General features: G+C 71.2%; 21 protein-coding genes. 12 read left to right on the top strand and 9 right to left on the bottom strand.

Annotated features, from left to right (window positions below; all coding sequences use genetic code 11):
* Positions 1 to 15: 15 nt before the first annotated feature.
* A complete protein-coding gene (locus ASG23_RS13050; RefSeq protein WP_056025582.1) occupies positions 16 to 1,269 on the bottom strand; it encodes a glycoside hydrolase family 1 protein in 1,254 nt (417 codons plus the stop codon).
* Positions 1,270 to 1,313: 44 nt separating this feature from the next.
* On the bottom strand, positions 1,314 to 2,603 hold the full coding sequence (locus ASG23_RS13045) for an MFS transporter (RefSeq protein WP_056025579.1): 1,290 nt from the start codon (positions 2,601 to 2,603) through the stop codon (positions 1,314 to 1,316).
* Between the two features lie 149 nt (positions 2,604 to 2,752).
* On the opposite strand from ASG23_RS13045, the gene ASG23_RS13040 reads away from it, so the two are divergent.
* On the top strand, positions 2,753 to 3,583 hold the full coding sequence (locus ASG23_RS13040; protein ID WP_056025576.1) for an IclR family transcriptional regulator: 831 nt from the start codon (positions 2,753 to 2,755) through the stop codon (positions 3,581 to 3,583).
* A 182-nt stretch (positions 3,584 to 3,765) separates the two neighbouring features.
* On the opposite strand, the gene ASG23_RS13035 is transcribed toward ASG23_RS13040, so the two are convergent.
* The gene (locus ASG23_RS13035; RefSeq protein ID WP_056025571.1) at positions 3,766 to 4,692 is read right to left on the bottom strand and encodes a cold-shock protein; all 927 of its coding nucleotides are present in this window, start codon (positions 4,690 to 4,692) and stop codon (positions 3,766 to 3,768) included.
* Between the two features lie 170 nt (positions 4,693 to 4,862).
* Between ASG23_RS13035 and ASG23_RS13030 the strand changes: the two genes are divergently transcribed.
* A complete protein-coding gene (locus ASG23_RS13030; protein ID WP_056025568.1) occupies positions 4,863 to 5,222 on the top strand; it encodes a VOC family protein in 360 nt (119 codons plus the stop codon).
* A gap of 52 nt (positions 5,223 to 5,274) precedes the next feature.
* On the opposite strand, the gene ASG23_RS13025 is transcribed toward ASG23_RS13030, so the two are convergent.
* On the bottom strand, positions 5,275 to 5,724 hold the full coding sequence (locus ASG23_RS13025; RefSeq protein WP_056026297.1) for an HIT family protein: 450 nt from the start codon (positions 5,722 to 5,724) through the stop codon (positions 5,275 to 5,277).
* Positions 5,725 to 5,819: 95 nt separating this feature from the next.
* Here ASG23_RS13025 and ASG23_RS13020 point away from each other — a divergent pair, with 95 nt between their 5' ends.
* Positions 5,820 to 6,455, top strand: a complete 636-nt coding sequence (locus ASG23_RS13020; protein WP_157465649.1) for a class I SAM-dependent methyltransferase — start codon at positions 5,820 to 5,822, stop codon at positions 6,453 to 6,455.
* Between the two features lie 25 nt (positions 6,456 to 6,480).
* Here the strand turns inward: ASG23_RS13020 and ASG23_RS13015 are convergent, their stop codons facing one another.
* Entirely contained in the window at positions 6,481 to 7,653 is a 1,173-nt protein-coding gene (locus ASG23_RS13015; RefSeq protein ID WP_235521079.1) for a VOC family protein, read from the bottom strand.
* A 195-nt stretch (positions 7,654 to 7,848) separates the two neighbouring features.
* Between ASG23_RS13015 and ASG23_RS13010 the strand changes: the two genes are divergently transcribed.
* A complete protein-coding gene (locus ASG23_RS13010; RefSeq protein ID WP_056025561.1) occupies positions 7,849 to 8,448 on the top strand; it encodes a GNAT family N-acetyltransferase in 600 nt (199 codons plus the stop codon).
* Between the two features lie 76 nt (positions 8,449 to 8,524).
* Here ASG23_RS13010 and ASG23_RS19575 read toward each other — a convergent pair whose 3' ends face one another.
* The gene (locus ASG23_RS19575; protein ID WP_235521077.1) at positions 8,525 to 11,599 is read right to left on the bottom strand and encodes a pectate lyase family protein; all 3,075 of its coding nucleotides are present in this window, start codon (positions 11,597 to 11,599) and stop codon (positions 8,525 to 8,527) included.
* Between the two features lie 257 nt (positions 11,600 to 11,856).
* On the opposite strand from ASG23_RS19575, the gene ASG23_RS13000 reads away from it, so the two are divergent.
* The 4 genes from ASG23_RS13000 (at position 11,857) to ASG23_RS12985 (ending at position 14,170) form a co-directional block, all read left to right on the top strand.
* On the top strand, positions 11,857 to 12,165 hold the full coding sequence (locus ASG23_RS13000) for a cupin domain-containing protein (protein ID WP_056025558.1): 309 nt from the start codon (positions 11,857 to 11,859) through the stop codon (positions 12,163 to 12,165).
* Positions 12,162 to 12,659 (top strand): GNAT family N-acetyltransferase, encoded by a 498-nt coding sequence (locus ASG23_RS12995; RefSeq protein WP_235521076.1) that lies wholly within the window; start codon positions 12,162 to 12,164, stop codon positions 12,657 to 12,659. Before ASG23_RS13000 ends, ASG23_RS12995 begins: the two co-directional genes overlap by 4 nt.
* 144 nt (positions 12,660 to 12,803) lie before the next feature.
* Entirely contained in the window at positions 12,804 to 13,382 is a 579-nt protein-coding gene (locus ASG23_RS12990; RefSeq protein WP_056025555.1) for an ArsR/SmtB family transcription factor, read from the top strand.
* Positions 13,379 to 14,170, top strand: a complete 792-nt coding sequence (locus ASG23_RS12985) for an SRPBCC family protein (RefSeq protein WP_056025552.1) — start codon at positions 13,379 to 13,381, stop codon at positions 14,168 to 14,170. The genes ASG23_RS12990 and ASG23_RS12985 overlap by 4 nt, the downstream gene beginning before the upstream one ends.
* Here ASG23_RS12985 and ASG23_RS12980 read toward each other — a convergent pair.
* Entirely contained in the window at positions 14,160 to 14,546 is a 387-nt protein-coding gene (locus ASG23_RS12980; protein ID WP_200941595.1) for a nuclear transport factor 2 family protein, read from the bottom strand. The two genes, ASG23_RS12985 and ASG23_RS12980, sit on opposite strands and share 11 nt — an antisense overlap.
* Before the next feature lie 80 nt (positions 14,547 to 14,626).
* Complete coding sequence (locus ASG23_RS12975) at positions 14,627 to 16,897, bottom strand: helix-turn-helix domain-containing protein (protein ID WP_056025546.1); 2,271 nt, start codon at positions 16,895 to 16,897, stop codon at positions 14,627 to 14,629.
* A 159-nt stretch (positions 16,898 to 17,056) separates the two neighbouring features.
* On the opposite strand from ASG23_RS12975, the gene ASG23_RS12970 reads away from it, so the two are divergent.
* The 4 genes from ASG23_RS12970 to ASG23_RS12955 all read left to right on the top strand — a co-directional run bounded on the left by ASG23_RS12970 (position 17,057) and on the right by ASG23_RS12955 (position 19,436).
* Complete coding sequence (locus tag ASG23_RS12970; protein ID WP_056025543.1) at positions 17,057 to 17,878, top strand: alpha/beta fold hydrolase; 822 nt, start codon at positions 17,057 to 17,059, stop codon at positions 17,876 to 17,878.
* Positions 17,878 to 18,366 carry a RidA family protein gene (locus ASG23_RS12965; protein WP_056025540.1) on the top strand — a complete coding sequence of 163 codons (489 nt, stop codon included), beginning with the start codon at positions 17,878 to 17,880 and terminating at the stop codon, positions 18,364 to 18,366. Before ASG23_RS12970 ends, ASG23_RS12965 begins: the two co-directional genes overlap by 1 nt.
* Complete coding sequence (locus ASG23_RS12960) at positions 18,366 to 19,088, top strand: alpha/beta fold hydrolase (protein ID WP_056025537.1); 723 nt, start codon at positions 18,366 to 18,368, stop codon at positions 19,086 to 19,088. Before ASG23_RS12965 ends, ASG23_RS12960 begins: the two co-directional genes overlap by 1 nt.
* Before the next feature lie 108 nt (positions 19,089 to 19,196).
* Complete coding sequence (locus tag ASG23_RS12955; RefSeq protein ID WP_056025534.1) at positions 19,197 to 19,436, top strand: hypothetical protein; 240 nt, start codon at positions 19,197 to 19,199, stop codon at positions 19,434 to 19,436.
* A gap of 9 nt (positions 19,437 to 19,445) precedes the next feature.
* On the opposite strand, the gene ASG23_RS12950 is transcribed toward ASG23_RS12955, so the two are convergent.
* A complete protein-coding gene (locus ASG23_RS12950; RefSeq protein ID WP_056025531.1) occupies positions 19,446 to 20,297 on the bottom strand; it encodes an alpha/beta hydrolase in 852 nt (283 codons plus the stop codon).
* Positions 20,298 to 20,471 lie beyond the last annotated feature (174 nt).

The raw sequence follows: 20,471 nt of genomic DNA, 5'->3' as shown, positions 1-20,471 counted from the left end.
GCACGCCGACGCCGGTCAGGCCACGCGCACCTCGGACCGTCGTCGGGCAACGGCGTCCGCGAGCACGGCGGCGCTCGGCTTGGGCGTCCGGCGACCCGTCACCCGGTCCACCGTGTGCAGACCCAGCTGGAAGCGGTACCCGAAGATCCACTCGAAGTTGTCCAGCAGCGTCCAGTGGTAGTACCCGAGCACCGGGACGCCGTCGGCCGTCGCAGCGTCGAGGCTCGCGAGCGCCGACGGCAGAAACCGGGATCGCACCGTGTCGTCCGCGGTCGCGATGCCGTGCTCCGTGACGACGACGGGCAGACCACTCGCACTGTGGACGTAGCGGACCGCGCCCCCCAGCGATCCGGGCACGACGGGTGTCCCCATCTGGTTCACCGCGGCTGCCCCGACCGGGTGCACCGGGCCGGTGCGGTCGTGGGCGACCTGCTCATAGTTCTGCACGCCGACGAAGTCGTCGCCGGCGGCCAGCTCCAGCCACCGCTCGTAGCAGTCGGCCCGCTTGCGGGACACGAGGGTCGCGCCCTCGTCGTCGAGCGCCACGTCGTCGACGACGGCGATGGACAGGCCAACCGGCACACCGGGTGCCGCGGCCCGAACCGCGGCCCGCGCTGCTACGTGCCCGAGCGCCAGGCCGTCCTCGATCGCGAGCCGCTCCTCGGGCACGACGACGTTGGCGGCCCGGAACCGCGGCACCCCGGCGGCGCGGGACGCAGCCTCGAGCGTCCTGCGTTGCAGCTCGACGACACTGTCGGGCAGCCCACCCCACAGCAGCGTCGCCGGCAGGTTCGGCTCGTTGAGCGTGACGACGAGCGCGACGCGGTCCCCCAGCCGCTCCATGACCCTGGTGCAGTGGTCGGCGAACCGGCTCGGCGCATCGGGTGAGAGCCAGCCGCCCGCTCGCGCGAACCACTGCGGCGACGTGAAGTGGTTGAGCGTGATCGCGGGAGCGAGCCCTCGCGCGAGGCAGCCGTCGACCATCGCGTCGTAGTGGTCGAGCCCGGCCGTGTCGGGACACCCGTCCTCCGGCTCGGTGCGCGCCCACTCCACGGAGAAGCGGTACGACGTCAGCCCTGCCGCCGCGACGAGGTCGAGGTCCTGCGGCCACAGCTCCCAGCTGCGGCACGCGTCCCCGCTGGGCTCGACGAACACCGTGGGCTCGACCTGCTCGAGGAACGAGGTGTCGCTCATGACGTCGTTGCCGTCGATCTGGTGGCCGGCGCTCGCGACGCCCCACAGGAACGACTCGGGGTAGGTCCGGGGCATGGCTGCTCCTTGCGTGATGGCGGGTGTGGGGAAGGCGTGCGAGGTCAGCGGGCGCCGCGGATGGGCAGGACCGCGAGCGCGCCGAGCACGGCCGCGATAGCGCCGAAGCCGAACAACGCCGTGAAGTTCTGCTGGCCTTCGGCAGCGCCGATCGCGAGCAGCGCGGGGGCGATCGCGGGGACGAGGGACGACGGCAGCGTGTTGGCGAGGTTCATGATCCCGAGGTCCTTGGCGGGGTTGTCGGGGTCCGGCAGCACCTGGGTGACGAGCGCGAAGTCGACCGCGAGGTAGACACCCTGACCGGCGCCCATGATGGTGATCGCGACGAGGAACTGCTCGAACGAGGACGCCGTGGTGACGAGGCCCAGGCCCACCGCGAACACCACCGCCGCGACGAGGACGAACGGCTTGCGACGACCGATCCGGTCCGAGATCCGTGCGGCGATCGGCGCGAGCAGGAGCGAGGCGCCGGTGAGCAGCAGGGTCGCGAGGAAGATCTTGCCGGCGACCTCGGAGGGGTCCACGTGCTGGACCATGATCAGGTAGAACGCCTGGTACGCGTTGACCGCGGCGACGCCGAAGAAGATGAGGATCCGGCTGACCCACGCCCACGCGAAGGCCGGTGCCCGCAGCGGGTTGACCCAGAAGGTGCCGGCGAGGTCGCGGAGCGCGAGCGGCGGGCGCAGCTCACGCGGCAGTGGTGCGTCCTTCACCCCGAGGGCGAGTGCGAGGCTGCCGATCACGCCGAGCCCGGCGGGCAGCACGATCATCGCGGTGAGGTTGGGCTGCACCAGCTGCGCGACGAACAGTCCGAGCAGCGCCCCCACGGGAGTTCCGAGCCCGACGATCGTCGAAGACAGACCGCGGTGCTCGGCGACGACCTGGTCCGGCACCAGGGCGGAGGCGGCGACCAGGGAGGTCACGTAGCCGACGCTGAGCAGGACGTGCGCGGCGACAAGGACGGGGGTGGTGGCCGCCGAGACCATCAGCACGGCGCCGGCGCCGATCAGGGCCGCGCCCAGCACGAGGTAGGGGCGCCGCCTTCCGAACCTGCCGAGCGTCCGGTCGCTGAGCCGCCCCATCAGGGGGTAGCCGATGATGGTGAACACCGCACCGACGCTCGCCGCGACCGACAGGATCGAGGTGGCGTGCTCGGGGTCGATCTGCGTGGCCTTGAGCGACAGCGTGAGGATCGACGCCGTCAGCAGCGCGGCGTTCACCGTGAACACGCCGGCAGCGAGCAGCAGGTGGAACCGCGCACCGGGGCGTCGGCCGGCTGTCGGCACGCCGGGCGGTGGGTCCACGGTCACGGGGTGGCGGTCGAGGTCGTGCATGGCGACTCCTTCGTCGATGCGGGGTGGTGGCGACCTGCGCGGAGGCGGTGCTCCGTGGTGACGAGGGTGCGGCGGGGACCGTCGGCGCCGCATACTCGATTCCATTGAATGGAAAACCCGGAGTCGAGCGCGACGGACGGAGGAGGCGGGTGGACGAGAGCGCGGACACCACACCGCCCCGCGCGCGTGGGCGTCGGCCACCCCAGGGCGAGGCCGTCCTACGCCGGGCAGCGCGCATCCTCGAGGCGTTCGACGACGACGACCGCCATCTCTCGCTCGGGCAGATCTCGGCGCGCGCCGGGCTGCCGATGAGCACCGCGAGCAGGCTGGCCTCCCAGCTGGTCGCCCTCGGCATGCTCGACCGGGACCCCTCGGGCACGTTCGGCGTCGGGCTGCGGCTGTGGGAGCTCGCCTCGCTCGCGGAACCCACCGTCTCGCTCCGCGGCGCCGTCGCCCCGCTCCTCGACGACCTGGTCGCCGTCACCCGCCAGCACGTCCAGCTCGTCGTCCGGGACGGCGACGAGGCCGTGGTGCTGGACCGCCGGGACGGCCAGGAGGCGCTGCCCGTGCACTACCACGTGGGAGGACACGTGCCGCTCGTCCCGACGGCCGCCGGACTGGTGCTCCTCGCGGCCGGCGGCAGCACGCTGCTCGAGACGCTGATCGAGCAGGGGGACTACCGCTGGCCGACGTTCGAGTCCCCTCGACCGTCGGGCGCCGAGCTCCGCGAACAGGTCGCGCAGGTGCGCCGCGCCGACATCGCCGTGCTGCGCAGGCCGACGTCGCCCGTCGTGTCCGTGGGCGTCCCCGTGCGCGACCGGCACGGCCGGGTGGTCGCGGCGATCGGGATGATCGTGCCCGCCGACGGTCTTCCCGTCAGTCGCATCGAGCCGCTGCTGCGCGCCACCGCCCGCGCCGCCGACCGGGCGCTGGCAGCCGGCGAAGGTGCCCGTGCCCAACCCGACTGGTCCCGCTGGTGATCGCGACGCCCGCGCCACGTGTCGCCTCGAGCCGACCAGCGCGACTCACACGAAGGACCGCGGGACCGGGGACATCGCCGCGGTGGCGGCGGTTCGGTCGCCCACGGAGCTCGCCGCAGAGGCGAGCCGACAGCCACCGCTGAGTCGGTACGGCGCGCGGTTCACCTGACGTAGGGCCGCTCTCAGACCCGTTCGACGCTGTCGGCCTGCGGTCCCCGATCGCTCTGCCGCACCTTGAAGCGGACCCGGTCGCCCTCGTGCAGCGCCTCGGCGCCCCGCACGACCGACACGTGCACGAACAGGTCCGCGCCCCCCGCATCCGGGGTGATGAAGCCGAACCCGCGCTCCGCGTCGTAGCGGGCGACCTCGCCCTCCCCGCCGCTCACAGGTGCCTCGGATGCGGTCGGGCGGCCGGAACGACCGCGAGCCGGCGTCACGCCCTGCGCCGCGCCGCCCACGAGCCGCACGTCGCTGCCCTGCGGGCCCTTCTCGCCGGCGGAGACCCTGTAGCTCACGCGATCGCCCTCCGACAGCTCGGTCAGCCCCCGGGCCAGGTCGCGGACGTGCACGAAGACGTCCTCGCCGCCGGAGTCGGGAGCGACGAACCCGAAGCCCTTGCCCCCGTCGTACCAGGACACCGTGCCGTCGGCTCCGTCGGACGCCCGCTGCGCGGCCTCCGGCCCCAGCGGCAGCAGGTGGTCTGCCTGCGGCCCCTTCTCCCCGTCGACCACCAGGAACGCGACCCGCTGACCGTCCGAGATCACTCCGCCCCCGACGATGGCCGAGCTGTGCACGAAGATCTGGGGTCGACCGCCGTCGGGCGCGATGAAGCCGTACCCCTTGCCCGGCTCGTACCAGGCCACGGTGCCGAGCACGCCCAGGGGTGCGTCGGCGGCGTGGTCGCCCGTGACTCGGACGCGACGCGCCTGCGGGCCGCGGTCCCCCTCGCCCACCTCGAACTCGACCTCCTGCCCCTCGCGGAGCTGTCTGACCCCGTCGTCGCTGACGATCTCGGACGCATGCACGAACAGGTCCTCGGCGTCGTCCCCGAGGGCGAGGAAGCCGAACCCCCGCTCGGCGTCGAACCAGCGGACAGTTCCCTGGGGCACGGTGGACTCCTCGTCGAAGCAAAAGGTTGCTGTGCCCAGTCTCCCCCGACAGGAGTTCCGCTGCGACGGCGATCATGTCGACGCGCTCGGCCGGCGGGCGTCCGGCACGGGACACGTAGCACTGGACCGCGTACCCAGGCGGGGGCGACCATGGACCGGAGGCGATCGACATGACGACCCTGCGCCACGGCAAGATCTGCCACGTCGAGCTGCCGGCGGACGATCCGGAGAAGGCGGCGGAGTTCTACGCCCGCGTCTTCGACTGGAAGGTGCGCTCCGAGCACGGCACCTACTTCTTCGAGGACTCGACCGACGAGGTCAGTGGCCACTGGGTCCCCCACCGCGAGTCGACCCCGCTCGGGGTGCTCGTCTACGTCTGGGTCGATGACATCGCCGCGGCCGTCGAGCGCGTGATCGCCGAGGGGTGCGAGCTCGTTCAGCCGGTCGGCGGGGACCCGGGTGAGCTGACCGCTCGATTTCGAGACCCTGGCGGCAACATCGTGGGCCTCTACCAGGAGCCGCTGAGCTGAGTGCTGGTCGTCGGGCGTCCCTCCCGACCGCGGCGTGAGCGGACGTCACCAGTCAGTCCGTCGACGCGATGGCCTCCTTGATCGCGTGCGCGTCGCTGTCGAGGAGCGACCTCTCCCGTTCCGGCGGCTCGGACATGAGGATCCAGCCGTCTCCGACGTAGCGAGGAACAATGTGGAGGTGGAAGTGGAAGACCGTCTGAAAGGCGGCCTCGCCGTCACAGACCAGGACGTTGATCCCCTCGCAGCGCATGCGTGAGCGTCGCAAGGCTCGTGCCATGTCACGACCGACCTCCCACACGCGAGCGCTTGTGGCCTGATCGAGGTCGTCGAGGCCCACCGCGTGCTCGCGTGGGACGACGAGAAGGTGGCCGGGTGTGACGGGGTTCAGGTCCATGAACACCACGACGGTCTCGTCCTCGTACACCACGCTGGCCTCGGACTCTCGGGCCACGATGGCGCAGAAGATGCACCCCTGCGCCGCCGACGTCGCGTTCTGTGTCATGCGCGCAATAGTCCCAGTGCGGCTCGCAGCGGGCGCGCTCGCAGGTGCCATGCTGTCTCGTGCCTCTCGCGCCCCGTGACCCAGGACGAGGCGAGGTGGGCGAGCGCGCTGCCGCGCAGCCGGCGTCGACGGACGACGTCGTGAGGGCGGCCTACTCGGACCGAGCAGACGAGTATGCGGCGGCGCTCGGCTCCATCTCGGCGATGGATCCCCTCGACATCCAGCTCATCTCCGACTGGGCCGCGCGCTGCCGTGGCCCGATCGTCGACGCCGGCTGCGGACCCGGGCACTGGACCCACTGGCTCAGTGAGCTCGGGGCCGACGTCGAGGGTGTCGATCTCGTCCCGGCGTTCGTCGAGCTGGCCAGGACGCGGTTCCCGACGGCCTCCTACCGGGTGGCCCAGCTCGACGACCTCGGCCTGCCTGACCAGGCGGCCGCCGGCATCCTGGCCTGGTACTCGATGATCCACCTCGGGCCCGCCAGGGTGCCTACCGTCCTGCGGGAGTTCCGACGCTGCCTCCGGGACGACGGCAGCCTCGTCGTCGGGTTCTTCGCCAGCGTTCGGCTCGAGCCGTTCCCGCACACGGTGACGACGGCCTGGTCGTGGCCGGTCGACGAGCTGACCCGACACGTCGAGGATGCTGGGTTCGTGGTCCGAGACGCTCAGACCCGCCCCAACCCCGCTCGACCCGACCGCCTGCACGGCGTGCTGCTGGCGGACCGGGCGTGACGAAGGAACTCAGCCGGCCGCGACCTCAACCCCCGACGATCACCAGCTCGTTGCCTTCGGGGTCGGCGACCCGCCAGCGCCCCTCCGACTCGTCAAGGAGCCGGCCGCCGGCCGCGAGGGTCGCCGCGAGGCGCGTCTGCGCGAGGTCCGACGGCACAGCGAGCTCGACGTGGATGCGGTTGCGCTGCCGACGACGCTCCGTCTCCGATGTGTCGATCTCTTGGAACACCAGCACCGGGTTCAGCCGCCGCGGATCGACGATGTCGGTGTTCCAGTCTCGCCGGTCGGGGGTGTATCCGAGCGCGGCGACCCAGAACGTGCGGACCGCAGCGACATCGGCGGCGTCCAGGAAGAGCTGGGCGAAGCGCGGCAGCGTCGGATCGGCAGTGGCCCCGAGATCGCGGGCAGCGCTCTGGAGGTGTGCGGCGAGGTCGGTGAAGTCGAGCTCGAGGCCGTGGGCGTCGTCCACCCACTGGTCCTTGCCGCTGTCGAGGATCACGAGCCCGGGGCGCAGGTCGACCAGCAGCGGGAAGCCGGTGTCGTCGGCCAGCGCCGCTGCCGCGGCGGCCAGGTCGCTCTGCTGCGTCGGCGAGGTGGTGCGGTAACAGGCCATCGCGCTGAACACCGCCTGCCAGTCGGATGTCCCGGACTTCTCGCCGAGCGGATCGCCCGGCACCAGGTCGACCTCGTTGCCGTCGGGATCGGCGTGACAGACCCCGTACGCTCCGTATGCCTCACCCAGACCCGCCTGCTCGACCGCGACGGCCGGCCGCACGACGTCGAGGTGGATGCGGTTCCGCAACGGCCGTGGCTCGGTCGACCGCCGGAGCCGTATCGCGGGGTCGCGTCGCAACGGATCCACCAGACCGCCGTCCTCCCCGGGCGCGTAGTCGAGCGCGCGCTGCCAGAACGGCCTCACCGCAGACGGATTCGCGGACTCGAGCACGACGCTCAGGTGCTGCAGCGCGGCCGGGTTCGCGGCCAGGTCGAGGTCCCGCGCAGCCGCCGACACCGCCTCGGCGTGCTCGTCCGAGTCGAGGCGCACCCGGATGCCTGTCACGCGCACGTCGACCGCGATCTGGGCCGACAGCTTCACGATGCGCCCGGCCAGCGCGGCCCCCTCGATCAGCGACGGCGCGTCGAACCATGCCGTCGCCACGCCATCGAGCACGCGCCACTCGGTTCCGACCTCTGTCACGTCCGGCATTGTCGCGTCCATTCCAGGAGACCTGCTCGCGGACACCGATCACGTCCCGGCCGGGGTATCGATGGACGGCGCCGCGGGCAGTGCCCTGAGCGGCGTGGTGGGTGGTGAGTCCATCGCGGCGGTGGTGCCAGTATTGCGGGTCGGGTTGAGTTGGGCCATGGAGTCCTCGGAGCGGGTCCGTCAACCATGACCGGCGCCCGCGCGCGGATTCGCGTCGAGACGGCCGCGCCGGATCGCTGGTCCGACGTCGTCGCGGCGTTCGGCGCTCGCGCGTCCAACCCCGACTCCTGCTGGTGCCAGCGACTTCGTACGCACGACCAGCCGAGCAATCGGGACGAGCTGCATCGAGAGATCGAGGCGGCCGACGTCCCTGTCGGCCTCGTCGCCTACGTCGACGGCGATCCCGCGGGGTGGTCCCGGGTCGTTCCGCGCGCAACCCTGCCGGGGGTCACGACGAACCGCGCGCTTCAACGCCTGCTCGACGATGATCCGGCCGCGTGGTGGGTGACCTGCTTCGCGGTTCGCAGCGAGCACCGCGGCGCGGGCGTCGGGACGGCGCTGCTGGTGGCCGCCGTCGAGCACGCCCGTCGACACGGGGCATCGGCAGTGGAGGGCCACCCGGTCGACGTCCGCAGGCTCCGTGCCGCCAAGGTCTCCGGATCGGCCGTGTTCACGGGCACACTCGCCATGTTCGAGGCGGCCGGCTTCCACGAGATCGGCCGCACCTACGCGAGCCGGCCGGTCATGCGCCTCACGTTCGCGGACCAGAGAAGCCCAAGGCCATAGTCCCCAGCGACGAGATTCCGACGACAGGACGAGGCCCGGGGTCACGTTCACCCCGGGCCTCGTCAGTGCTGTCAGATCAGCTGGTCGAGCAGCTCACCGGCGTCGACGTGGTCGGCGCGGTACCCGTGCCGTTCCAGCCGTACGCGGTGCTCCCACCCGATCCGAGCGCGCCGTTCCAGGCCCCGTTCGAGACGGTCAGTGCGCTACCAGACAGCGCGAACGTGCCGGACCAGCCCTCCACCGACCCGCTGCTGGGCAGGGTCGCCGAGGTCTTCCACGAGGTGATGGCGTTGGATCCGGCCGTGACCGTCACCGAGGCCGAGTAGCCGCCGACCCACGTGCTGACCGAGGTGATCTTGGCCGTGCACGCGCCGGTCGGCGCCGGCGGCGTGGTCGTGGCCGTGGGCGTCGGCGTGCTGGTCGACGTCGGCGTCGGTGTCGACGTGGCCGTCGGCGTCGGGGTGGGCGTCGGGTCCGTGGTGGTGCCGCCGAAGGTGATCTTCAGCGTGCCGTCGGAGTTGAAGGACCACCCGAGCGCCCCGGCGTACTTGCTGCACGCCGAGCTGTTCGAGCCGGACCAGAACAGGTTGTCGCCCTTGTCGGTGCCGACGATCCGGTCGGTGGACCCGCTGGAGCAGGAGACGTTCCCGCTGAACACCGACGTGCCGGCGTCGAAGTTGAAGTTCCGCTGCGCGTTGCCGACGCTGACGTTGTTCGAGATGGTCATCGAGCCCGGGTTGCTGTTGAACGTGAACCCGTGCTTGCCGTTGTCGACCGCGTAGCTGTTCTTCACGACGTGGTTGACCGCGATGTCCTCGCCACCGAGCTTGAACCCGTTGCGGTCACCGGCACCGGCCTGGCCTCCGTTGCTGAGCGTGCCGTTCTCGTACGCGAGCGAGTGCTCGATGGTGACCGGCCCGATCGCCCCGGTGTCGGGCTTGGTGTACAGGTCCCAGCCGTCGTCGATGTTGTTGTGCGAGACGGTGTCCCGGAACACGTTGCCCGTGCCGACCGTGAGCTTGGCGGCGAAGCCGTCCGCGTCCTCACCGTCCGAGTCGACGTTGTCGTGCGACTCGCTGCTCACGACGAGGTTGTTCGACGGCCAGTCGGACTTGGGCGTGTCGGATGCCATGCGCGAGATCTGCAGGCCGGTGTCGCGGTTGTTCCGCGTCACGACCCGCTCGATGATGTTGTTGCTGCCACCGAGCGAGATCCCGTTGTCGCCGGCCTTCTGCACGACGATGCCGTACACGTGCCAGTAGTCGGCGTTGAGGGACAGGCCGCGGGCGGTGGTGAGCTCGCTCTGAGCGGAGAAGTCCAGCACGGGCGTCTCCCCCGGGTAGGCGGACAGCCGCGTGCGGTCGCTCGAGGTGCCGTCGTTGCCCGGGGCGATGACGACCGTCTGCGAGAGGTTGTAGGTGCCGCCCCGCAGGAAGATCTCACCACCCGAGGTGACCCTGCTGATGGCCGAGACGAGGGACGTCGGGTTCGAGATGGTGCCCGCAGCGCTCGCGCTCCCGTTGGGCGAGACGTACAGCGTGCCGGCGCTCGGCTGCGGCTCGCCCGTCGGGCTGGGCGACGAGGTCGGGCTGGGCGACTGGGTGGGATTCGGCGTGGAGACGGAGCCCGCGTAGGTCTCGATCTCGGCGATCTGCGGTGTGCCGGACGCGCTCGTGATGACGAGGCTGAGCTTGGTCAGGCTCGTCGGGGAGAAGGTGACCGTGCCCGCACCGCTGCCGGTCTTCAGGACGCTGCCGGTGCTCGCGTTGACCAGGCTCCAGGAGCCGAGCCGACCGGTGGCGCCGGACGCCTCGACGATGACGGCCGACGAGACCGTCTTCGCGGACGCCCACTTGACCGAGATCGTGCCGGTGCTGCCGATCGGCGACCAGTAGGTGCTCTTGTTGCCGTCGATCACGCTCCCGTAGGAGGTCCCGTCAGCCTTGCTGCTGCCGTCCGCGCCGGCGCCGATGCTGAGGTTGGTCCCGCTCGGGCTGGACGTGGGCGTCGGGTTCGGCGTCGTGGCGGTGGGCGCCGGCGTGGTGGGTGCCGGTGTGGTCGGGTTGGCGGTGGGCGTCGTCGGCGTGCACGACCCGTCGGAGACCTTCAGGCCCGTGTTGGCGCCGGCCGTCTGGCTGACGATCGCGGGCACGCAGCTCGCCCCGTCCAGCGTGTAGGAGTACGGGATGCTGACGGAGGTCGTCGACGTCACGTTCGGTCCGGCCGGGTTGTAGTCCGTGCCCTTGGGCGACCACGTGACGTTGTCGAAGATGTTCCCCGCGACCTGCCAGGTGCCCGCCTGGTCGGTGTAGAACGTGCCGAGGACGTCCTTCGAGTCCTTGAAGTAGCTGTTCTCGACCTTCGCCTTGGCGCCCGCCCGGGAGTTGATCCCCGACTCGTTCAGGTTGACGTAGGAGTTGTTGTAGATGTGCGCGATGCCGCCACGCAGCAGCGGGGTGCGCGAGTCGAGGTTCGAGTAGAGGTTGTGGTGGAACGTGATGAACGAGTTCCCCCGGTCGTCCTCGCTGGAGCCGATGAGCCCACCGCGGCCTGAGTTCTTCAGGGTGCTGTAGGACAGCGTCACGTACTGCACGTCGTTCTTCAGGTCGAAGAGGCCGTCGTAGCCCTCCGACTCCCCACCCGACGCCTCGAGCGACACGTGGTCGACCCACACGTTGCGGACGGTGGACTCCATGCCGATCGCGTCGCCGCCGTTGGACGTGGGCGAGCCCGACTTCTTGACGTTCTTGACGGTGACGTTCTGGATGATGATGTTCTTCGAGTCCCGGATGTGGATCCCGATCTGGTCGAACGTTGCACCGCTGCCGACGCCGACGATGGTGACGTTGCTGATGTTCTTGAGCTCGATCACGCCGGACGCGGTGGAGCAGCTGCCCGACACCTGCGAGGTGTTCCCGACCGTGATCGTCCCCGAGACCTGGATCGTGATGGGGGTGCTGTTGCTGGCGCGGTTGCACAGCGCCTGGTGGATCGCGGTTCCGGTGGACGCGGTCACGGTCGCACCGCCGGCGCCACCGGTGGTGCCGCCGTTCTGGGTCGCGAAACCGGTCACTCCACCGGTCGCGGCTTGCGCGGCGGACATCGAGATGGCGGTCACGCCGATCGTGGCGGCCATGGCCAACGTGGCCACCGCCGCAAGGGGCCGTCGTGCTAATGCTCGTCTCATCGTTGCCTCATCTTCGTCATTGAATGCAGGGCGCCGTCCCGCTCTGGGACAGGGGATCCCGATCTCGTGCCGGGAGCGAGTAACCGGTTTCCCGACTGTAGGAGACCGCTTTCCGCTGGCCGAGTGGCGAAACGTTTCGGCACGGTGTTTCTCATACGGTGGCCGGGCTAGGCAGGCTGCGGGTCCCGCCTCGCGCCTGCACGTTCAGCCAGGATGAGCACATGCAGCTCTTCGATCTCCCCGAGCACGAGATTGACTCGTTCGACAGCAAGGGCGTCGCCATGCGGTTCCTGCCGACGACAGGCGGTACGTCTGTGCACCTGGCGACGATGGCGGCGGGCGGAACGCTAGGTCGGCACCCCGCCGTGCGGCGTCAGCTGTTCGCGGTCGTCTCCGGGCGCGGCGAGGTGCAGGCCGGTCAGGAGCTTCGTCGGCCGGTCGGCCCCGGAGTGGTCGTTGTGTGGGAGCCGGGCGAGGTCCACCAGACCTGGGCGACCACCGACCTGACCGCCGTCGTGGTGGAAGGGTGAGCCGCGATCGCAGTGTGGACCTCAGGGCCGCGACCAGCGCAGACCTCGAGCTGCTCTACGACATGCTCCTCGAGGCCTTCAACTGGGATGGCACAGCCCGCTTCACCCGCGACGAGGTGATCGCGGACGCGCACACCGCCGTCTACCTCGGCGGATGGCGGCGCGTCGATGACTTCGGGTTGGTGGCGCTCGACAGCGGGAGTCCCGCCGGCGCGATCTGTGCCCGAGCGCTTCCGGCATCCTCACCCGGATATGGGTACGTCGCGGACGATGTCCCGGAGATCAGCATGGCGGTCGCGCGCGGCCACCGCGGGCGTGGTGTCGGTTCGGCCTTGTTGGCCGGTTGCATCGAGCAGGCCCGCGGACTGGGATGGCGGGCCCTGAGCCTCAGCGTCGAAGACGGCAACACGGGCGCCCGCGCGCTCTACGAGCGGCACGGCTTCGTCACCGTCGGCAGGAACGGGGGCTCCGACACCATGCTGCGTGAGCTCTGACGGAGCCGAACCACCTTCGCCCACACCCACGACGAGGCGGCCCCCGAGAGCCGCGGGCGCCACGTCGTCACGGCAGAGGGTCGTGGGGTCAAGATCAGACTCCGACCCCTTGACAAGTATTGTTGTCAATGCCACGGTGGCGTCATGCAGGACATCGAAGTCATCGAGAGCGCCGAGGCCGCCGCCTCCGCGCTGGATCCGGTCCGGGCCCGGCTGCTCGGCGAGCTGGCCGTCCCGGCCTCGGCCGCCGGGCTCGCCGCCCGGGTCGGCATCGCGCGCCAGAAGATCAACTACCACCTCAAGGCGCTCGAGGCGCACGGTCTGGTGGAGCTGTCCGAGGAGCGCCGGCACGGGGGCATCACCGAGCGCGTGCTGCAGGCGTCGGCGGCGTCCTACGTCGTCTCGCCGGCGGCCGTCAGCGCGTCCGCGGCGGATCCCGACGCCAACGCCGACCACCTGTCGGCGGGCTACCTCGTCGCGCTGGCCGGCCGGCTGGTGCGCGAGGTCGGCGCCCTGGCGCGCCGGGCCGGCGCGTCGGGCACGCGCCTGCCGACGCTGACCATCGACACGCAGATCGGCTTCCGGTCGGCCGCCGACCGGGCGGCCTTCGCGGACGACCTGACCGCCGCGGTGCTCGACCTGGCCGCGCGCTACCACCACGACGACGGGCGCCCGCACCGGCTCGTCGTCGCCGCCCACCCCGTTCCTGAGGAGGAGACATGAGCACGATCACGAACGTCCCGTACCGCCTGGAGTTCAGCGTCGAGGTCCCGGGCACCCCCGAGCAGGTCTGGGAGGCCATCGCCACCGCCAAGGGCATGAGCGCGTGGTTCACGCCGACCGAGATGGAGGAGCGCGAAGGCGGCTCCCTGCACTTCACGATGGGCCCCGAGATGGGCTCGGACGGTCAGGTCACCGGCTGGGACCCGCCGCGGCGCATCGTCTACGAGGAGGACTGGGCCGCCCTCATGGGCAAGGACCCGGATGCGCTCAGCCCGCTGACGTCCGAGTTCCTGGTCGAGGCTCAGTCCGGCGGCACCTGCGTCGTGCGGGTCACCAGCAGCGGCTTCGGGACCGGCGCCGACTGGGAGTCGCAGTGGTGGGACACCCTCGCCCCCGGCTGGATGCCGTCCTTCGACAACCTGCGCCTCTACCTGGCGCGCTTCCCCGGCCAGGAGGCCACGCACCTGGAGGCCTCCGCCATCCACCCCGGCGATCCCGATGCGCTCTGGTCGACCATGCGCACGGCGCTGGGGCTGGGCGACGAGGGCGCGACGGTCGACGTGCGCGGTGCCGCCGGCACGGTCGAGCGTGTCGGGGAGCGGCGGGCGCTCGTCCGGCTCACCGCGCCGGTGCCCGGCATCCTCAACGTCATCGCCTGGGACCTCGGCGACGGCAAGGTGATGGCGAGTGTCCGGGCGTTCCTGTTCTCCGCCGACGCGGCGGACTACGTGCGGCGCGAGGAGCCGGCCTGGCAGGAGTGGTTGCAGGGGCTCGCCGTCACGGCCTGATCGCTGCGCCGGACGCGCCACCGTCGCCGTCCAGCACAGTGCCTTGGTGGTGCCGCAGCCGCCACCCTGTCGCGGTGCGGCGCCACAGCGAGGACCGGCGCGCCCGGCGACCGTCACGGTCGGACACGTACGTCAGCAGGATGAGATCGGGGCCCAGGACGCAGGCGCGCATCTCGGTGTCACGGATCATGTCGTCGTCGCCGGGTCGCTCTGCCGCGAGGGCGTGGATCATCTCGCTGCGCGACCAGAGCCGACCAGATGCGCCGATCTCCTCGAAGTCCTCGTCGATGAGGCGATCGACCTCACGTGCGTCGCGTCGGGTCACCGACGAGAGCAGCGCCCGCTCGCTGCGCATGACCAGCTCGGTGTCGTCCACGCTGCGCATCCTGCACCTCACCCGGGCAGCACGACAGCCGGACGAACGTCCGCTGACGGCAGCCCGACGGGCGCTCCGTGCTAGGCGTCGGCCAGGGACGCGGCGTCGCGCGTTCCGAGACGAAGCACCTCCAGCTTCTCTCGCTCGGCCACGAGATAGGGGCTCGTCGAGCCGGCGTCGAGCTCGCCGAGAGCCCGGCAGATGTCCGCCTCGGCCTCGTCGGTGTCACCCGCCGCGAGGTGCGCGGTCGCCCGGAGGCGCAGCCCCTCGGCGACTCTCGTGGCTGATCCGAGAGCCACGGCGGCGGTGACCGCGGTGGTGGCAGACCGAACGGCGTCCGTCGGTCTGCCGACCGCCAAGAACATCTCGGACATCCGCTGGTGCAGGCTCAGCGTCGTGATCGTCTGCACCAGGTCGTGCATCGTCGACCGGTTCTCCTCGAGATGCTCGAGCACCCGCTGGTACTCGTCGATGGCGCGTGCATAGTCGCCGGACTGGTGGAGCGTCTGGCTCAGCAGAATCATTGCCTGCGCTGCCCCGTCGTTGTCGCCGGCCAGCTCGAACTGGACCAGGGACTCGCGGCACGCGGCGAGGCTCTCGTCCAGGTGCGTCCTCCGCAACGTCCACCCCAGGTAGAAGTGCGCCCACCCGCGTTGCTGGTGGTCCGACGAGGCCTCGGCCGCTGCCACGGCGAGGCGGGCGATCCGCAGCGCCTCGACACGGTCCTCGGTCTCCAGGAACGTCGCCCACACCATGTACCCGAGGTGCATGGCTTCCAGCCGCTTGTCCGAGAGCGCTCGCGCCGAGTCGGCAGCCAGGCTGAACAGCTCGAGCCAGCTGCCCCACTCCACCCACTTCTCGGAGAACCAGTGCAAGGCGTCGGCGACGTCGACGACGACGGTGTTGTCGCCGGCGCGCGCGGCGGCATGCATCGCCGGCAACCACTGGTGGTCCTCCCGACGGATCCATGCCTCCGCGGCCGCGGCGTCTAAGAACGCGACCCCGATCGCGCCGGGGCCCCCGGGCGTGCGTCCTGGTTCGAACCAGGCGCCCGCGCGCTCGAGGGTGCTCAGCAGCCAGGCGCGCAGGCGAGCACGGCGCTGCTGCGCGTCGTGCTCTCCCTCCACCGAGCGGAGGCGTTCGGCGGCGAACAGCCGCAGGAGGTCGTGCATCTGGTAGCGGTTGCCGTCGCGGGCTTCCACGAGACCGAGGTCGACGAGGTCGTCCAGCCGGAGGTCGACGTCGCGGTCGTCGGAGTCCAGGGTGACGGCGGCGGCCTGGGCGTCGAACGACCCGACGTCGATCACCGAGATCGACCGGAACAGGGCCGCGGTCTGCGGTTCCAGGTCGTCGTACGACAGGGCGAACGCCGCCTCGACCGCGAGGTCGCCCGCGACCAGCAGCCGCAGGCGGTTCTCACTCTCGCGAAGACGGGCGATGAAGTCCGCCGCCTGGAGCGCCGGACGGCTCGCGATGCGGTTCCCGGCGATCCGCATGGCCAGGGGGATGTGGTCGCAGAGAGCAGCCAGCTCCCGCAGGTCCCCCGCCGCTCGCTGGGCCGACGGGATCAGCTTCGCCAGGAACGCCACGCTCTCCTCCGGGCTCAGGGGCCCGAGCGTCATCCGGCGCACGCCCTCGAGTCCGGCAAGGGTGCGCCGCGACGTCACGACCACCCTGCTGCGACCGTCGGCCGTGAGGACCGGGCGGACCTGGCTCTCGTGCGCCGCGTTGTCCAGCAGGACGGTCGCGGGCCGCTCCGCCACGGCCGAGCGCCACAGCGCTGTCGCCGCCTCGAGGTCGGCGGGCATCTTCCGTGCCGGCGCGGGCTGCTGGCGCAAGAGCGCGCGGATCACCTGGAGCGGTGAGAGCGGGCTCGGGCTGAGTCCGGCGAGATCGACGACGAGCACGGGCCTGCCCTCCGCGACGCGAGACAGCGCCTCGAGCGCGCTGCTGGTCTTGCCGACACCGGGGGGCCCGGCGATGACGACCGGCGACGAGGTCCCCGCCGGGCTCCGACCGAGGAGCGAGACGATCTCCGCCACCTCCCGGTCGCGGCCGGTGAAGTCCGGGACCCGGCGGGGGGCGACAGCCGACTCCTGGCCCGGCACCGGGACGGCACGCCGGGCGCGCGCCTCTCGCAGGAAGGCGTCACGCTCGTGCGGCTCCAGGCCGAGCCCGTCGATGATCGCCTCGACGGTCCGCCGCTGCGGCGCGGCGCTGACGCCCCGCTCGATGTCGCTGAGCGTGCGGACACTGACGCCGGAGCATTCCGCGAGGCCTTCCAGGGTGAGGTCGGCGGCGAGCCGGAGCTCTCTGAGCTGCTCGGCGAGCGTGCGTGTCGCGTTCACCACACGCAGATCCGCACTTCTGCCTGCGTCCTGCCTGGTCGGAGGCGACCTCGGGGCTGTGGAGTGGGTCCCGACGCCAGGATGGGAGCGCTGCCATGGGTTCGCGACAGCCCGGACGGCATCCCGAGACATGCGTCCACCACGAGACGAGGGAAGACCGACATGCCGTACATCACCACTTCCGACGGGTCCGAGATCTACTACACGGCGCAGGGTAGCGGTCAGCCGGTGCTCTTCAGCCACGGCTGGCCGTTGAGCTCCGATGCCTGGCAGGTGGAGCTCAAGGTGTTCGCCGACGCCGGCTACCAGGCCATCGCGCACGACCGCCGCGGCCACGGCCGGTCGTCGAAGACCTACACGGGCAACGACATGGACACGTACGCCCGCGACCTCGCCGAGCTGGTCGAGGCGCTCGACCTTCGCGACCTGGTCGTCGTCGGTCACTCCACCGGCGGCGGCGAGGTGGTCCGGTACGCCGCGCAGCACGGTGTCGGGCGCGTCTCGAAGGTCGTCACCGTCGGCGCCGTGCCGCCGATCATGGTGAAGTCCGACGCCAACCCCGACGGCCTGCCGATCAGCGCGTTCGACGACATCCGTGCCGGGGTGCTGAACGACGCCTCGCAGTTCTACCAGGACCTGACGACCCCGTTCTTCGGTGCGGACCGCGACGGGGCGACCGTGTCCCAGGGCGCGAGGGACGACTTCTGGCGCCAGGGGATGCTGGTCAACCTGGCGGCCGCCTACGACTGCGTCAAGGCGTTCTCCGAGACGGACTTCACGGAGGACCTCAAGGCGCTCGACGTGCCGATCCTGATCGCGCACGGCGACGACGACCAGATCGTGCCGATCGGCGGTGCCGCTCTGCTGTCCGCCGAGCTGGTGAAGCACGGCACCCTGAAGGTCTACCCGGGGGCGCCGCACGGCATCTACGGCGACTTCCAGAAGCAGCTGGACGCCGACATCCTCGCGTTCATCGCCGACTGATGGCCGACATCGAGGCGCGCCTGACGGAGCTGGGCATCGCGATCCCCCACCGCTCGCCGTCCCCTGCCGGCGCCTACGTACCGGCCGTGGCCAGCGGCAACCTCGTGTTCACCGCGGGGCAGCTCCCGTTCGTCGACGGGGCGCTCCCCGTCGTCGGCAAGGTCGGGGCGGACGTGAGCGCCGAGGACGCGAAGGAGTGCGCCCGCACGGCCGCCCTCAACGCCCTGTCGGCCGTGGCCGAGGTGGTGGGCTCCCTCGACCGGGTCGTACGCATCGTCAAGGTCGTCGGCTTCGTCGCGTCCGACCCCGGATTCACCTCGCAGCCGGGCGTCGTCGACGGAGCGTCGACCGTCCTCGCCGCCATCTTCGGGGACGCGGGCGTGCACGCCCGCAGCGCGGTCGGCGTCGCCACCCTGCCGCTCGACTCGCCCGTCGAGATCGAGCTCATCGTCGAAGTTTCGTCACCCCTCACCTCACTGGAGAACTGATGTCCGCCGCACCCACAGTCGTCCTCGTCCACGGCGCCTTCGCCGAGTCCGCCAGCTGGTCCGGCGTCATCTCCCGGCTCGCCGAGCGAGGAGTCGCCGTCGTCGCGACGCCCAACCCGCTGCGCAGCGTCACCACCGACGCCGCGAACGTCCGGAGCGCCGTCGAGGGGATCGGCGGACCGGTCCTGCTCGTCGGGCACTCCTACGGTGGCGCCGTCATCACCGAAGCAGCAGTCGACAATCCCGCGGTCGTCGGTCTGGTCTACGTCGCCGCCTTCGCACCCGACCACGGGGAGAACGCCCTCCAGCTGACCGGACAGTTCCCCGGGAGCACCCTCGGCGAGACCGTGCGGCCCTACCCACTCGGGGACGGCACCCACGATCTCTTCGTCGACCGGGACCTGTTCCCGAACCAGTTCGCCGCCGACGTCGCACCCGCCGAGGCCGCGATCCAGGCGCGGACCCAGCGGCCCATCAGGGACTTCGCGCTGGGCGAGGCGCAGCCTGCGGCCACCCCGGCCTGGAAGTCGCTGCCGTCGTGGTTCGTCTTCGGCGACGCCGACAAGAACATCCCCGTCGAAGGCCTGCGGTTCATGGCAGAGCGCGCCGGAGCGGTCGCCATCCAGGAAGTTCCCGGCGCGTCCCACTCGGTCATGGTGTCGCAGCCCGACGCCGTCGTCGCGGTGATCCTCGCGGCGATCGATCACCTCACCACCGCGTAGCGCGGACCACGGCATCCCGGTCCCGTCGCAGGGACCGGGATGCCGCCGCGGGTCAGCCGGCCGGTGGCGGTGTCGCGTGCGGGCGTACCGCCGGTTCGAGGAGCGACAGTGTCCGCTCTTGCGCGTCGAGGGCGACGCGGATGCCGACCGGCAGTCGAGGACGACGACGGCTTCACCATCCACCCCGGCACCCCGGAGCCGACCACGTTCGAGACCTACGACGACCACCGCATGGCGATGAGCCTGGCGCTGCTCGGGCTGCGCCGCCCCGGCATCCAGGTCCGGGACCCCGCCTGCGTGGCCAAGACCTACCCCGACTACTTCCACGACCTGGGCCTGCTGGCCTGACATCCAGGGCTACCGTCCCGGTGCCGAGCCCAGGGACCACCGGAGAGCGTCGGGCAGCAGGACACCGCCGTGGTTGGGGCTGTGACCGCCGTCGCCGAGGACGAGCCGGAAGTCGTAGCCGGCCTCGGCCAGGGCGGCGGCGACGCGCAGGTTCTCGGCGAGCCAGTTCATCGTCGGCGCACTCCAGTTCAGGTCCCGGTGGCCGGCCTGCATGAAGATCCGCAGCGGCTTGCGAGGCGTGCGTGCAACGAGGTCCGGGTACGGGTTGCCGTCAGGCATCTGGGCAAAGCTGGACAGGGAGCACACGACACGACGCAAGCGGTCGGGACGCATCCATGCGGCCGTGAAGGCGGCGTTCCCTCCGCTGCTGCCACCGCAGATGCCCCAGAGCTCAGGATCGTCCGTGACGGAGTACAGCGCGGTGACCATCGGGACGATCTCGTCGAGGAGGAAGGTGGCGTAGCGGTCGTCGAAGGCGTCGTACTCGACGTTGCGGTTCTTCGGCTGCTCGCCCCCGACGACGACCCCGGGGTCGACGAAGACGCCGATCGTGCAGGGGATGTCGCCGCGGCGGACCAGGTTGTCGAGGACGATCCCGCCGCGGACCTCCCCCGCCGGGTCGAGGTACCACCAGCCGTCGTTGAAGACCATCAGCGCTGCCGGCCGCGCTGGGTCGTACCCTGCGGGCACGTGGATCCAGAATCGACGCGACGTCCCGGGATAGACCGCGCTGGTGGTCCACCGCAGCTCGACGGTCTCGCCGGCCGGTACGTCGGGGTGTCGCCGGGAGTCAGGGCCGTGCACGTAGGTGACGGCAACGTCGTCGAGCGGGAGCGGACTGGACGGAACCTGCGTCGGCACGCCTCAGGACGCTAGAGGCGCACCGCCCGCGCGTCGAGGGGAATGCATGTCCAGGGTCCCCCGCTCCTCGTCGCGGTGGGCTGGCGTGGGCGTCGAGGGTCTGGACCGGTCCGCCGACGGCGCTGGCGACCATCGGCGGCCGGAGACCGTCACGCGACGTCGGGGCGCGTCATC

The sequence above is a fragment of the Cellulomonas sp. Leaf395 genome (assembly GCF_001424125.1).
Taxonomy (GTDB): Bacteria; Actinomycetota; Actinomycetes; order Actinomycetales; family Cellulomonadaceae; genus Cellulomonas.
The sequence above is the reverse complement of the archived record's forward strand: the minus strand, read 5'-3'. Positions and strand labels throughout refer to the sequence as shown.